This window comes from Corynebacterium sp. UMB10321 (genome assembly GCF_030228725.1).
GTDB classification, from domain to species: domain Bacteria; phylum Actinomycetota; class Actinomycetes; order Mycobacteriales; family Mycobacteriaceae; genus Corynebacterium; species Corynebacterium pseudogenitalium.
The window spans coordinates 129794-143486 of the sequence record NZ_JASOZC010000001.1 but is presented as its reverse complement, the minus strand read 5'-3'; the positions used below and the strand labels follow the sequence as shown (position 1 = coordinate 143486).

Sequence of the window (13693 nt, the reverse complement as noted above, 5' to 3'; positions counted from 1 at the left end):
ACCGCTTACAAATAGTTGAGGAGCACCCCGTGAATATTGCGCGCCCAGCCATCGCCGGAGCCGCCGCCGTGGCGATCGCTGCAGGAGGCTGGTATGCCGTTGCACCATCCGAACAGGCAACGACTATTTCTGCCGCCCAGAGCGTAGAGGAAACGTCGATAAATGAGGCGACAACGACCTCTTCCTCGAAGACCACCACGACCACAACCAAGGTTGAGGAAACGACGGTCGTCGAAGTCGTCGAGGAAGACAGCACCGAACCCACGCTTGACGACGCCGACATCCCCACAGCCGAGGGTGCCGAGACCACAAACGATGCCATCGCGCGCGTAAAGAAGCTGGAAACCGCACCGCAAAAACCCAGCGGCGGCGATCAGTACTGGTTCACTAACATCGACGGCATCAAGGGCTCCGAGAAGCTCAGCGTCTACTCCCCCGCTATGGAGCGCGACATCCCCGTCGGCGTGATCCGCGCTGGCGTGCCGAACGCACCGACCGTCTACCTCCTCAACGGCGCCGGCGGCTCCGAGCAGGACACCGACTGGATCGCGCAAGCGGGCACCGTAGTGAAGAAGGTCTTCGAAGACGAGCCGGTCAACGTGGTTATCCCGATGGCGGGTGCGTTTTCCTACTACATCGACTGGCTCTACGAGCCGAACTCCCGCTACTTGCAGGGCAAACAGCTGTGGTCCACGTTCCTGGGCTCCGAGCTTCCCGACGCCATCGAGCCCTACCTTAACGCCAACGACAAGCGCGCCGTGGTCGGGTTCTCCATGTCCGCAACCTCCGCACTTCTCCTTGCCGAGCACAACCCTGGACGCTACGCCGCCGTCGGTTCCTTCTCTGGCTGCGCGGCAACCTCGACCGGCATCCCGAACGGCTGGGTCAACCTCACCGTCAACCGCGGCGGCGCCAAGCCCGAGGAGATGTGGGGCCGCGCCGGCAGCGAGTACAACCGACACAACGACGCCCTCGTCAACGCCGAGAAGCTCAAGGGCACCAAGCTGTACATCTCCAGCGCAACGGGCCTTTTCGCCGAAAGCGACACTGTCGGCTTCCTCCGCAAGACCCGCGACATGGACTTCGTCCAGGCCTCCGCGAACGCCCAGACCCTCATCGTCGAGGGCGGCGTGATCGAAGCCGCCATGAACGCCTGCACCCACGACCTGCTGGTCAAGCTGAAAGCCAACGACATCCCTTACAACGCCAACCTGCGCGCCACCGGCACCCACTCATGGCGTATCTGGAAGGAAGACCTGGAGCTGTCCTGGAAGCAGACCATCAAGCCGGCGCTTGGGCTGTAGCCCCCACCCCAGACACCAAATTCCTTCACGCTCCCTTCAGCGACCTGGGGAAACGCAAACCATCCCGCCGAAAACTAGGGATTTGGTGCGCCCCCCTGGTCGACCAGTGCCAAAGGACGCAACCCTTAACATCTAGCGCTTTTCTCACCTGCAGGTTTGAATGTCTAGCCTAAATAAGGTTGCGCCCTTTGGCACTCCAGCGTTTCCACAAGACACCAAATTCCCTCACGCCCACTCGGCGACCTGGGGAAACACAAACCTGCCCCCAAAAATTAAGGAATTTGGTGCGCAGCGCCCTGCACGAACCACAAAAACCCGCCGCCCACCCAACAACAGGTGGCGCGACGGGTTCAAGCGGGCCGAGCCTCTAGAACAGGCCCATGCCGTATGCGATGGTGGAAGACGTCGAGGAGCCGAAGTGGATCAGCTCACCGAGGACGTTATTGATGGCGACCTGCATGGACTCGATCGGGTTCATTGCAACTACCTTCTTTCAAAGAGAAATTCTGTAAGAACGAAATACTTCCCACATTCTTGCACGAAACGCCGAACAAAGTGACACCAGAAGCCCCAATTGCCACATCTGTAAAGTAGGATGGCTTCCATGTTGAAGCGCATCACTCGTTCGGTTGTGGCTACAGCGATGGCTGTGGCCATTCCTTTGTCGGCACTCCAGGCGATCCCAGCAGTTACGCCAACAGCATCGGCCCAGCCCGTGGGTACGGTGAAGCCCTGGAACGCAATTGCGAATCCACCGTTGGCGAAGACGGACGGGAAGCCGCAGAAGTGGGTCGAGAAGGTTGACCATAAGCAGGTGTTGAGCTTCTTGGTGTATTCGCCGTCGATGCGCCGGGATATCCCGGTGGCGGTGTTGCCTGCGACGAATACTGCGGGGCAGCGCGTACAGAACGCGCCGACGATCTACCTGCTCAACGGCGCTGGTGGTGCGGAGCAGCACCAGGACTGGTTGAGCATGAGTGATGCTCGCGAGTTCTTCGCAGGCAAGGGCGTCAATGTTGTGATTCCGCAGGAGGGCGCGTTTTCGTACTACACGGACTGGGTGAGTGACAATGTGCGCTCGCGCTACATTAACGGCCCACAGAAGTGGGAGACGTTCCTGGTCAAGGAGTTGCCGGGGCCGATTGAGGGGCTGCTGGGGGCGGACAAGAATCGCCGTTCGATTGTGGGATTCTCGATGTCGGGGACCACGTCTCTGGTGTTGCCGACGCACTACCCCGGGTTCTATAAGTCTGCGGCGTCCTTCTCGGGGTGTGCGGCGACGTCGACGCCTGAGGCGTACCAGTTTGGCCGGATTACGGTGAACCGGGCGTCGGGAACGTTGGATTACCGGACGGTGACGCCGGAGATGATGTGGGGGCCGATGGGTAGCCCGAATAACCGCTATAACGATGCGCTTGTGAATGCGGAGAAGCTGCGCGGGACCCGCTTGTATATTTCGACGGGCACGGGCCTGGCGGGCCGCCAGGATCAGGTGAGTTACTTGGTTGGCCAGGGGCTTCCGCAGCCTGCGGCGAGTGTCGGTTCGGCGATTCTGCAGGTTGAGGGCGGCGTGATTGAGGCTGCGATTAATAAGTGTTCGCATGATTTGCGCGCGAAGCTGGAAGGCTTGAATATTCCGGCGCAGTATGAGTTCCGGAATGCGGGGACGCACTCGTGGCCGTACTGGCGCGAGGATCTGCACAAGGCGTGGTTTACGACGATCGCGCCGTCGTTCGGAATGTAAGGCGATGTAACGCCAGGTGAAGCACCTTTCTTTTGCCACGCTGTTCGCGGCGGTCAGTGGCTTTGTGGTGTTGTGGGTGGCGTCGAAGGCACTCGACGCCGACTCGGCCTACCGCTACTTCGCTGCGTACTGGGGGTTGTTCTTCGCGTCCACCGGGCTTATCGACGGCCTCACCCACGAGACCACGCGTGCCGTCGCGGCGGCGCGCGAGGATGGCCGGCGGGGTTCGGCGAATCCGTGGCGGTTGGGGGCGTGGACGGCGCTGGTGGTGGTCGTCGCGGCAACGGTCGCGGGCGCACTGTTCATTGGCACCGTTGTTCCCGGAAGTACGCTGACGGCCACTGCCCTGCTGCAGGTTGGCCTGGTGATGTACGTGTTCCAGGCGGTGCTGGGCGGGGTGCTGTCGGGGGCGCAGTTGTGGGAGCGCTACGCGGCGCTGGTGGCGCTGGATTCGGGTGTGCGGCTGGTGTTGGCGCTTCTGGCGTGGGCGCTGGGGTGGGGCCTGCCTGCGTTTTTGGTGATTACGGTGGTCGGCGCGTTGAGTTGGCTGGTGGTGTTGCGTCGGGAGCATTTGCGGGTGCCGCTGGATGTGCATCGTGGGGTGTTTGTGCGCCGGGTGTTGACGGCGATGGTGGCGTCGGGGGCGTCGGCGGCGTTGATTACGGGCTTCCCGACGGCGGTGAACGCGGCATTCCCTGAGTTGTCGGTGGCAGCGATTATGAACGCGGTGATTTTGACGCGGGCGCCGGTGTTGGTGCCGTTGCAGCGGTTCCAGTCGGCGCTGGTGGTGAGGTTTGTGGAGCGTCGAGAAGCGTTGTTTGCGGCGTTGGTGCAGCCGGTTGCTGCCGTGCTCGGCTTGGGCGTTGTGGGCTTCGCCGCGGCATGGGCGGTGGGCCCGTGGATTCTAAAACTGGCGTTTGACCCGGAGTTTTACGTCGATGGGTTGACGCTTGGGGTGCTCACGTTCGCGTCGGCGTTTATGGGCGCGCTGATCATTACGGGGGTGGCGGTGCTGTCGCTGGAGCGGCACGGCTGGTACGTCGCGGGGTGGCTGACGGCGACGGCGGTGGCGTTCGCGGTGCTGGGGGTGATGCCGCGGCTCGTGGGTGTCGACGTCCACTCCGTCGTGGTCACGGCCCTGTTCGCAGGCCCGTTGGCGGGGGCGGCGGTACATTTGGTGGCGCTCCGGCTAAGGTAGAAGCCCATGGGAACAATGCTGGTCACTGGTGGTGCGGGCTTCATCGGCGCGAATTTCGTGCGGATGGTTACCGAGCGCACTGACTACAAGGTCACGGTCCTGGACAAGCTGACGTATGCGGGCAACCCGGCGAATCTGCGGGGGTTGGACGTGGAGTTGGTGGAGGGGGACGTCGCTAATGAGGCGCTGGTGGGTGACTTGGTGGGGGCGTCGGATGTGGTGGTGCATTTCGCGGCGGAGTCGCATAACGATAATTCGTTGGAGGACCCGTCGCCGTTTATTCACTCGAATTTGATCGGCACGTATGTGCTGCTGGAGGCGGTGCGGAAGCACGGGGCGCGGCTGCACCACATTTCCACGGACGAGGTGTTCGGAGACCTGCCACTGACGGGCAACGAGAAGTTCACGGAGGCGACGCCGTATAAGCCGTCGAGCCCGTATTCGGCGACGAAGGCCGGCTCGGACCATTTGGTGCGGGCCTGGATCCGCAGCTTCGGTATCAACGCGACGATTTCGAACTGCTCCAACAACTATGGGCCGTACCAGCACGTGGAAAAGTTCATCCCGCGCCAGATCACGAACATCCTGTGCGGCCAGCCCGCGAAGCTGTACGGTACGGGCGCGCAGGTGCGCGACTGGATCCACGTCGACGACCACAACGACGCCGTGCTGACCATCCTGGAGCGCGGGAAGCTGGGCGAGACGTACAACATCGGCGCGAATAATGACCACACCACGAACAAGCAGGTCATCGAGATGATTTGTGAGCTGATGGGCGGCGAGTACGAGCACGTCAACGACCGCCCCGGCCACGACCAGCGCTACGCGATGGACTCCACGAAGCTCACCACGGAGCTTGGGTGGCGGCCGCGCTACACGGAAGATCTGCGCGATGGGCTGGAGCAAACCATCGAGTGGTATCGCGAGAACCGCTGGTGGTGGGAAGGGGCGAAGGGGGACGTCGAGAAGCGATACGAAGCGAGAGGACAGTAATGATTGCTGGGTTGGAAGTCCACGAGCTTGCGGTGCACCGCGATAACCGCGGCTGGTTCAAGGAGAACTGGGCCGGGCAGAAGCTGGTGCCGGTGCAGCAGAATGTGAGTTTCAACGCGCGGCGCGGGGCGACTCGCGGCATGCACGCGGAGCCGTGGGATAAGTGGGTGTCGGTGGCGTCGGGCCGCGTGTTCGGGGCGTGGGTGGACATGCGAGAGGGATCGGAGACGTTCGGGGAGACGTTCAGCTGCGAGATCGGCCCGGAGACGGCGGTGTTCGTGCCGCGCGGGGTGGCCAACGGCTTTCAGGCGCTCGAGGACGGCACGACGTACATTTACCTGGTCAACGAGCGTTACCAGCCCGGCGCGCGCTACGCCTACTGCTCCTACAGGGAGGTCGAGTGGCCGCTGGAGCCCACGGAGCTTTCGCAGGCTGACCTCACCCACCCCATGCTTGTCGACGCCACCCCAGTCCCCCAGCGCAGAATCCTCGTGACGGGCGCGAACGGCCAGCTGGGCCGGGCACTGCAGGAGCTCTACGGGCCGGATGAGGCGGAGTTCTGTACGCGGGAGCAGTTGGACATCACGAAGCTGGAGGGGGTGGACTGGTCGAAGTACTGGGCGGTGATCAACTGCGCGGCGTACAACGACGTCAACGGTGCGGAGGACGACCCGGCGGGCGCGTGGCGCGTGAACGCGGAGGCCCCGGCGCAGCTAGCGCGGGCGGCCAACGAGCACGACCTGGTGTTGGTGCACGTGTCCAGCGATTACATCTTCGACGGCACCCACCAGGTGCACACGGAGGAGGAGCTGCCGAGCCCGCTGAGCCGCTACGGGGCGTCGAAGGCTGCCGGGGAGACGGCGGCGCAGGTGGCGCGCAGGCACTACGTGGTTCGGACGTCCTGGGTGTTCGGGGACGGCGCGAACTTCATGGCGACGATGCGCTCCCTCGCGGAGGCCGGCGCAAAGCCGCGGGTGGTGAAGGACCAGCGCGGGCGGCCGACGTCGGCGGAGGACCTGGCGAAGGGCATCCGCCACCTGCTGGCCAACGAGGCTGCGTACGGGGTGTACAACATCACTTCGGATGGGGATTCGGTGGGCCGCGACGAGATCGCGATGGCGGTATTCATCGGGATGGGCAAGGACCCCGCGCAGGTACACCCGGTAACTTCGGAGGAGTACGGGGACAAGGCGCCACGGCCTGCGGAATCGACGCTGGCGCTGGACAAGATCAAGGCGACGGGCTTTGCCCCCATGAACTGGAGAGCTGCGTTGGCGCTCTATCTTGGGTAGGTTGTACTGCATGAATCGCACTTCTCTTGCAGCTCTCGCGGTGGCGGGGGCACTGGTGGTGGCAACCCCGGCGTTCGCTTCCACGCAGACTTCTACTCCTTCGACCCCGTCTGCCCCTTCGGCCCCGGCAGCCGCCACGGTCACCGTCACCCCGACGGTGACGACGACGGTCACCCCGACGGTTGAGGCCACCACGACGACGAACACCGCTCCGACGGACCCGGCGATGGCGCTGTCCGCGGGCGACACGTCGAACGTGTCCACCCCGGCGCTCGTCCTGTTCATCATGGGCATTCTGACCACGGTGCTGGCTGTGATCGAGAAGCTGCCGCTGGATAAGATCCTGCCGAAGCGCTAAGTCGATGAAGGGCATCATTCTGGCCGGCGGGTCCGGCACCCGGCTCTACCCGATTACGAAGGGTATTTCGAAGCAGTTGATGCCGATTTACGACAAGCCCATGATCTACTACCCGCTGACCACGCTAATCAGCGCTGGTATCCGGGAGATCATGGTGATCACCACGCCGGAGGACGCGCCCGCGTTCCGGCGCCTCCTCGGCGACGGCTCCGACTGGGGCATCATGCTCCACTACGGCATCCAACCCTCCCCCGACGGGCTTGCCCAGGCGTTTCTGATCGCCGAGGACTTCATCGGGGATGACTCAGTGGCGCTCGTGCTGGGTGACAACATTTTCGACGGCGCCCTGGACCTCAGCCACGACGGCACCGGCGGCACCATCTTCGCCTACGAGGTCTCCGACCCGCACCGCTACGGTGTGGTGGACTTCGACGCGAATGGCGTGGCCACGTCGATTGAGGAGAAACCGGAGCACCCGAAGTCCAACTTCGCCGTCGTCGGCCTGTACTTTTACGACAACCAGGTCGTGGACATCGCGAAGACGATCACCCCGAGTGCCCGCGGCGAGCTGGAGATCACCAGCGTGAACGAGGCGTACCTCAAGGCGAACCAGCTGCGGGTCCACCGTTTGAACAGGGGTGACGTGTGGCTGGACACCGGCACGATTGACTCCATGGCGGAGGCGTCCGCCTACGTGGAGGTGCTGCAGAAGCGCACCGGTGTGGTGATCGGCTCGCCGGAGGTCGCCGCCTACGAGCAGGGGTTCATCTCTGTGGACAGGCTGGTCAGCCTGGGTGAGTCCATGGTGAAGTCGGGCTACGGCACATTTCTTCTCGACGCCGCACGCAACTAGTATCGGTAGCCATGTCCACCGTTACAGCGCTCCTGTCTGCCTACCACGGCACTGTTCCTGACCAGCTCGCCGAGGCGCTACAGTCCCTCGCTGAGCAGACCCGCCCCGCGGACGAGGTCGTGGTCGTGTTTGATGGGCCGGTGGCGGATGGGGTCGAGGGGGTCGTCGAGAAGTATGGGGCGCGCGTGGTGCGCTGCGCCGAAAACCGCGGTGCGGGCCCCGCGTTGCAGGCGGCGCTGGAGACGATCAACAGCGAGTTCGTGGCGCAGCTCGACTCCGACGACAAGGCGTTCCCCCAGCGCATCGAGCGGCAACTCGAGTTTTTGCAGCAGCACCCCGAGGTGTCCGTGGTGGGAACTGCGGTGCAGGAGTTCGACGGCGAGCGCACCGGCGGCATCCGACGCCTGCCCGAGCACCCCGCACACTACGCCAAGATGAACTCGCCAATGAACCACCCTTCCGTGATGTACCGCACGGCGGACGTCAAGGCGGTGGGCGGGTACCAGGACGTGCACCTCATGGAGGACTACGACCTCTTCGCGCGCCTCATCGCCGACGGCTACACCCTGTACAACATGCAGGAGCCACTCACCTACTTCCGTGTCACCGACGAGCAGTTCGACCGCCGCACCGGCAGCGACATGTTCACCTCGGAGGTAGACATGCAGATCCGGCTGGTGCGCTACGGCCTGATCGGCCGCACGCGCGCGATGGTGAACGTCGCAGTGCGCACCCTCTACCGCCTGCTGCCGAAGCCTCTGCTGAAGCGCGTTTATGCGCAGCTTTTCCACCGCGCCGGGTAACATCTGCGTCAACATGAACGACGACACTTGGCTCATCATCCCCTGCTATAACGAGGGCCCCGTTATCCAGCAGGTCATTGAGCATGCGCGGGCTACGTTCCCGAACATCGTGGCCGTCAATGACGGCTCCCGCGACAATTCTGCCGACGCCATCCGCGCCGCCGGGGCTCACTTGGTCAACCACCCGGTGAACCTGGGGCAGGGCGCCGCGATCCAGACCGGGGTGGAGTACGCGCGGGCTCAGCCGGGGGCGAAGTACTTTGTCACCTTCGATGCCGACGGTCAGCACCAGGTCAAGGACGTGCTGCGCATGGTGCAGCGCCTGCGCACGGAGCCGCTCGACATCGTGGTGGGCACCCGCTTCGCCGGCCAAGATAGCTCGCAGGTGCCGTGGATCAAGCGCGTGGTGCTGCGCACGGTGGTGTTGCTCTCGCCACGCACTCGTCGCCTCGGGCTGAGCGACGCCCACAACGGCCTACGCGCCTTCAACCTCAAAGTGGCCAACGAGATGAACCTGCGGATGAACGGGATGTCGCACGCATCCGAGATCGTCGCCCTGATCGACCAACGCAAGTGGCGCGTCGCCGAGGAGCCGGTGGAGATTCTGTACACGGAGTACTCGATGAGCAAGGGCCAGTCGCTTATCAACGGCGTCAACATCCTGGCCGACAACATCGTGGCAGGGAGGCTCCCATGATCCAGTTCGCACTGATCTGCGCCACCGTCCTGTTGGCGCTCTACTTTTTTGCTAACCGCCGAAAGGCGAACGCGAAAGCGTGGGTGAAGATCGGCTTCGGCGCGATGTTCATCGCCGCCATCTGGGCGATCCTGCGCCCCGACGACGTCACCATCCTTGCCAACTGGTTGGGTGTTGCCCGCGGCACGGACCTGATGCTGTACGTGCTGATCATCGCGTTCTTCTTCACCACCATCTCGACCTGGACCCGGTTCCGTGAGCAGGAGCTGCGCTACGCTCGTTTGGCGCGGGCGGTAGCATTACAAAACGCAGAACAACCAAAGGAGCACCATGAGTGATACCAAGATCCCACCACTGATGTGGGCATTTACGGCAGTATTGGCGGTCGGCACCGGGGTGGGTGGCTACGTCATCGGCGCAAACTCCGCGACACCCGCCACGGAGACCGCCCAGACTGCACCGTCTCAGGCCGCCGAAGAGCCTGCCGCCGAACCGACTATGAACGAGGCCGCCGCCGAGATCGAGCGCCGCGACGCCAACGACCCAATGGCCCTCGGCGATGTCGACGCCCCCGTCGTCCTCTCCGAGTTCTCCGACTGGGACTGCCCATTCTGCATCAAGGCCAACGTTGACATCATGCCGCAGATCATCAAGAACTACGTCGATGAGGGCAAGGTGCGCATCGAGTTCAACGACTTCGTAGTTAACGGCCAGGCCGCCGTCGAAGCAGCCCGCGCCGGCCGCGCTGCCGCCGACCAAGGCAAATTCTTCGAGTACCAGGACGCCTACATGGCAGAGGCCATCAAGGCCAAAGGCCACCCCGACTTCGACATGGAGGACTTCGTCCGCTTCGCTGAAGCCGCAGGCATGCCGGACATGGAGAAGTTCAAGGCCGACGCCGCCAGCGACAAGTACGACGCCGCCCTGCAGGACGCCAACAACCTAGCGCAGCGTGCAGGCTTTAACTCCACCCCGTCCTTCCTGGTCAATGGCCAGGAAATCATCGGCGCGCAGCCTTACGAGGCCTTCGAGCAGGCCATCGAGGACGCGCTGGCCAAGTAGCTAGTTTCTAGGAATGCGCGATGACGTCCGCGACGTGGGCGTGGCCGCGCTGGTTCACGTGCAGCGGCATGTTGCGTGGCGAAGGGCCGAAATCGACCAGCCCGGCCCACATCCGGATGTGGTCCGGGGCACACATGTTGTTGTTCCACGTGGACGGCTTCAGGTCCAAAAATTCGACACCCGCTGCGCGCGCCAGGTCCACCTGCATCCACTGCGCGGTGTCCTCCCACGCTTGCACGAAGGGCATCGGGGTGGCGTCGTGCATGTTGTTGCCCAGCTGAAACAGGCACACGCGGTCGCCCTGCGTGATCTTCGGGTAGCCGACAATCTGGATGCGCGCGTTCGGCGCCGCCGCCCGGATACGGTTCACCTGCGGCACCATCGCGTCGACGAAGGCGCGACGCACCTGCTCCGGGGACCGGCCGCCGGTCGAATAGGTGTCATTGAAGCCGGTCGAGATGATGACGCGGGCCGTTGCCGGGTTCAGGGCGCGGTCGCGCAACGCGCGGTCAACCTGCAGGGAGAAATAGGGGCCAACGCGAGTTGAAACGGTGCCGGCACAGGAGTAGTCCATTGCCCGCAACCCGAGGCGCGCAGCCGCCTGCTTGCCCCAATTCCTCGCACCGGTTGGGCACCAGACCTTCGCATCCGAGGAGCCTTGTGGCGTGGCGCCGATTTTTCCTGCCGCCCAGTCGTGGACTGTTGGGTCGGCAATGACTGAATCGCCGAAAACCACCATGTTACGCGGCTGCGCGGTGGCCTGCGCTGGCACAATGGCCAGCGCGGTCGCGACGATCGCCGCCGTCAACTTACGAAACACAAGTGCACTTCTTTCACATCTACAACAAGAACTACGCCTACTTTGCCAGATGTCATAGAATAGAGCAATGTTTCTCCGCTTTCTCAGGGCCACCCACCGCGCCGGAATGATCAGCCTCGGCAACAGCCCGAAAGCAGCGCTAGGGGTTATACCAAATCTGCTCCGCTTCCGCTTCACCACCGCCCGCGCTATCGAACAGGGCTACCTCGCCGCCCCCGAGCGCACCGCCCTTATCGACGACGCCGGCCTCCTCACCTACCGCGACCTCCGCACCCAAGCGCGCAACGTGGCCCGCTGGATCCTTACGGTCACCGACCAGCCGCGCATCGGCGTCATCGCCCGCAATGGCCGCGGCATCATCCTGCCACTCGGCGCTAAAGGCTACACCGGCGGCTCCATCTTCCTCCTCAACGTCGGCTCCTCCACCGAACAGCTCCGCGGGTGTATCGAGGAAAACGACATCAACATCCTCTTCACCGACGACGAGTTCCTGCCCCGCATCCCGAAGGTCACCGGCATGGTAGTGGTTGATGGGGCGAAGTTGGCGTCGATAAGTATGGGTGGCGGCGACGCCGCGCTGCCGCTGTTTCCGAAACATGGCGACATCGTGCTCATGAGCTCGGGCACCTCCGGCATCCCCAAGGGCATCCTGCGCGCCGAGCCCACCCTCCCCATCGTCGCCGCCGGCTACCTCGAGGCGATCCCCTTCCGCGCCGGCGACACCGTCCAGATGACCGCCTCCATGTTCCACACCTGGGGCTGGTCCGCGCTCAACATCGCGCTCGGGGTAGGCGGCACCATCGTCACCCAGCGCGTCTTCGACCCCGCCAACGCCTTCCGCCAACTCGAGCACTTCCGTTGCGACGGCCTCATCTCCTCTCCCATCTTCCTCAAACAGATGCTTGACCTGGATGAACACTACGACACATCGCGCCTGCGCTTCATCGGCACCGCCGGCAACGCCCTGACCCCACTGCTCGCCGAACGCCTCATCGACCGCTTCGGCCCCATCGTGGCCAACATCTACGGCTCCACCGAACTCGCCCTCGCCGCAGCCGCCGACGCCACCACCGTCGCCAACGACCCGACCTGCGTCGGCCGCGTCCCACCCGGCACCACCCTGCGCATCTACGACGACGCCGGACGCGAAGTCCCCACCGGCACCGTCGGCCGCATCTTCCTCAACAACGAAACCGCCCTCCGCGGCTACACCAACCCCGACACGCCCATGGTCACCATCGACGGCCTCATCGAAATGGGCGACCTCGGCTACTTCGACAACCAGGGCCTCCTGCACGTGGTGTCCCGCAGCGACGACATGATCATCGTCGGCGGCGAGAACGTCCACCCCCAATCCGTCGCAGCAGTCCTCGAGCGCATGCCAGGTATCGACGACCTCTACGTCGGCAGCGTCGACGACCCCGACACGTTCAAACGCGTCGCCGTCTGGGTCGTCCGCGCTGACGATCCAGACGGCCAGGCGCTGACGGCTGCCAGCGTCCAGGATTGGGTTCGCGACCACCTCGCCGAGCATTCCGTTCCGCGCGACGTCCACTTCGTCAACGCCCTACCCCGCAACGCCACCGGCAAAGTCGTGCCACGAGAGTTGTAGCGGGCATTCGGCGCGCGGGTTAGCACGTAGCAGCCTCACATGAGACGCTCCAAATCGTTCCGGTCGAGGTCTTAGAAGCGTGCGATGCTGGTCGCCGAAAATCAGCCGCGCGGGGCGAGGAAGCGCGACCTGCATCGCACTCCTTGAACACCTCGACCCGAGCGAGAACCGCCCGGAGACCAGCCGCAAACCACCCCCACCTACCCCCGAATTCCCACGTTAACGCTGTCGCAACGTGCGGTGTCGGAAACTAATCGCGTACACCCGGTACACCCACTCGACCTCAAGGAGGACACCATGAAACGTATTGTTACCTGCGCTGCTGCCACTGCGATCGCGCTCGGCACCATTGCCGCACCCGCCCACGCCGCGACGGTGAACGTGAAGGACAAGGACGGCATGTGCACTGTGCAGCTCTCGGCCGACGAGCAGCGCTTCGTCGTCTCCTGGTTCGAAGCGTCGAAGGCGATTGGGCTGCATGAGCAGGCACGCGACTTCGTGGCCGCCGTGGATACTGCTTACCCGGACGCCACGAAGCGCCCAACCAAGCTCGCCGAGAAGTACGCCGAGGCACAGAAGACGGTGAAGGAGACGAAGCCGACGAAGGAACGCACGCTCGAGGGCATCGACCCGGCCAAGCGCCAGGTCGGTCCGGAGATGAAGCGCGCTGAGGTGCCGTTTGGCGTCGAGAAGAGTGATGAGGCGCTGTATAAGGCGTGGGCCGCCACGCCAGCTGGGAAGGTCGCCGAGAAGCAGGCAATGCTTGACGACGCCGACTCCGCCGCGGCCGCTGCCTGCGCGAAAGGCGCTCAGGCGGATGTTGCGTACCCGACGGCGGAGCCAGAGCTGAACGTGGCGGCGATTGTTGGTGGCGTGATCGCGGCGGTGCTCGCGATCATTGGCCTGATTGCCGCGTTGCCGAAGCTCGGCGTGAAGTTGCCGATGCTTCCTATGTAG

The 13693-nt window shown here is 63.9% G+C and carries 14 protein-coding genes; 13 read left to right on the top strand and 1 reads right to left on the bottom strand.

The window, feature by feature from the left end; translation table 11 throughout:
* The first annotated feature begins 29 nt into the window (after positions 1-29).
* The 11 genes from QP752_RS00615 to QP752_RS00565 all read left to right on the top strand — a co-directional run bounded on the left by QP752_RS00615 (position 30) and on the right by QP752_RS00565 (position 10304).
* Complete coding sequence (locus tag QP752_RS00615; RefSeq protein WP_284803962.1) at positions 30-1304, top strand: alpha/beta hydrolase family protein; 1275 nt, start codon at positions 30-32, stop codon at positions 1302-1304.
* A 604-nt stretch (positions 1305-1908) separates the two neighbouring features.
* The gene (locus QP752_RS00610) at positions 1909-3048 is read left to right on the top strand and encodes an alpha/beta hydrolase family protein (protein ID WP_246814887.1); all 1140 of its coding nucleotides are present in this window, start codon (positions 1909-1911) and stop codon (positions 3046-3048) included.
* 16 nt (positions 3049-3064) lie between these two features.
* Positions 3065-4246 carry a hypothetical protein gene (locus tag QP752_RS00605; RefSeq protein WP_284803961.1) on the top strand — a complete coding sequence of 394 codons (1182 nt, stop codon included), beginning with the start codon at positions 3065-3067 and terminating at the stop codon, positions 4244-4246.
* A 6-nt stretch (positions 4247-4252) separates the two neighbouring features.
* Positions 4253-5239 (top strand): dTDP-glucose 4,6-dehydratase, encoded by a 987-nt coding sequence (rfbB, locus tag QP752_RS00600; RefSeq protein WP_284803960.1) that lies wholly within the window; start codon positions 4253-4255, stop codon positions 5237-5239.
* The gene (rfbD, locus tag QP752_RS00595; protein WP_256000701.1) at positions 5239-6531 is read left to right on the top strand and encodes a dTDP-4-dehydrorhamnose reductase; all 1293 of its coding nucleotides are present in this window, start codon (positions 5239-5241) and stop codon (positions 6529-6531) included. Before rfbB ends, rfbD begins: the two co-directional genes overlap by 1 nt.
* Before the next feature lie 10 nt (positions 6532-6541).
* Positions 6542-6889: a hypothetical protein gene (locus QP752_RS00590; protein WP_284803958.1), complete on the top strand. Its 348-nt coding sequence runs from the start codon at positions 6542-6544 to the stop codon at positions 6887-6889.
* A gap of 4 nt (positions 6890-6893) precedes the next feature.
* Entirely contained in the window at positions 6894-7742 is an 849-nt protein-coding gene (gene rfbA / locus QP752_RS00585; protein ID WP_070477336.1) for a glucose-1-phosphate thymidylyltransferase RfbA, read from the top strand.
* A gap of 11 nt (positions 7743-7753) precedes the next feature.
* A complete protein-coding gene (locus QP752_RS00580; RefSeq protein WP_070477334.1) occupies positions 7754-8545 on the top strand; it encodes a glycosyltransferase in 792 nt (263 codons plus the stop codon).
* A 13-nt stretch (positions 8546-8558) separates the two neighbouring features.
* Entirely contained in the window at positions 8559-9242 is a 684-nt protein-coding gene (locus QP752_RS00575) for a glycosyltransferase family 2 protein (RefSeq protein ID WP_070477755.1), read from the top strand.
* Positions 9239-9580, top strand: a complete 342-nt coding sequence (locus QP752_RS00570; RefSeq protein ID WP_070477332.1) for a DUF2304 domain-containing protein — start codon at positions 9239-9241, stop codon at positions 9578-9580. Before QP752_RS00575 ends, QP752_RS00570 begins: the two co-directional genes overlap by 4 nt.
* Complete coding sequence (locus QP752_RS00565; RefSeq protein WP_284803956.1) at positions 9573-10304, top strand: thioredoxin domain-containing protein; 732 nt, start codon at positions 9573-9575, stop codon at positions 10302-10304. The genes QP752_RS00570 and QP752_RS00565 overlap by 8 nt, the downstream gene beginning before the upstream one ends.
* Before the next feature lie 7 nt (positions 10305-10311).
* Here the strand turns inward: QP752_RS00565 and QP752_RS00560 are convergent, their stop codons facing one another.
* Positions 10312-11124, bottom strand: a complete 813-nt coding sequence (locus tag QP752_RS00560; RefSeq protein WP_070363231.1) for a GDSL-type esterase/lipase family protein — start codon at positions 11122-11124, stop codon at positions 10312-10314.
* Positions 11125-11191: 67 nt separating this feature from the next.
* Between QP752_RS00560 and QP752_RS00555 the strand changes: the two genes are divergently transcribed.
* Positions 11192-12736, top strand: coding sequence for an AMP-binding protein (locus QP752_RS00555; protein WP_284803953.1), 1545 nt, complete (start codon positions 11192-11194; stop codon positions 12734-12736).
* A 297-nt stretch (positions 12737-13033) separates the two neighbouring features.
* Entirely contained in the window at positions 13034-13693 is a 660-nt protein-coding gene (locus QP752_RS00550; RefSeq protein WP_070477328.1) for a hypothetical protein, read from the top strand.

Bases quoted from the DNA above. Each gene is read 5' to 3' on its own strand.
- QP752_RS00575 (WP_070477755.1), top strand. From the start codon at position 8,559: ATGAACGACGACACTTGGCTCATCATCCCCTGCTATAACGAGGGCCCC.
- QP752_RS00570 (WP_070477332.1), top strand. From the start codon at position 9,239: ATGATCCAGTTCGCACTGATCTGCGCCACCGTCCTGTTGGCGCTCTAC.
- QP752_RS00565 (WP_284803956.1), top strand. From the start codon at position 9,573: ATGAGTGATACCAAGATCCCACCACTGATGTGGGCATTTACGGCAGTA.
- rfbD (WP_256000701.1), top strand. From the start codon at position 5,239: ATGATTGCTGGGTTGGAAGTCCACGAGCTTGCGGTGCACCGCGATAAC.
- rfbB (WP_284803960.1), top strand. From the start codon at position 4,253: ATGGGAACAATGCTGGTCACTGGTGGTGCGGGCTTCATCGGCGCGAAT.
- rfbA (WP_070477336.1), top strand. From the start codon at position 6,894: ATGAAGGGCATCATTCTGGCCGGCGGGTCCGGCACCCGGCTCTACCCG.
- QP752_RS00580 (WP_070477334.1), top strand. From the start codon at position 7,754: ATGTCCACCGTTACAGCGCTCCTGTCTGCCTACCACGGCACTGTTCCT.
- QP752_RS00555 (WP_284803953.1), top strand. From the start codon at position 11,192: ATGTTTCTCCGCTTTCTCAGGGCCACCCACCGCGCCGGAATGATCAGC.
- QP752_RS00590 (WP_284803958.1), top strand. From the start codon at position 6,542: ATGAATCGCACTTCTCTTGCAGCTCTCGCGGTGGCGGGGGCACTGGTG.
- QP752_RS00610 (WP_246814887.1), top strand. From the start codon at position 1,909: ATGTTGAAGCGCATCACTCGTTCGGTTGTGGCTACAGCGATGGCTGTG.
- QP752_RS00550 (WP_070477328.1), top strand. From the start codon at position 13,034: ATGAAACGTATTGTTACCTGCGCTGCTGCCACTGCGATCGCGCTCGGC.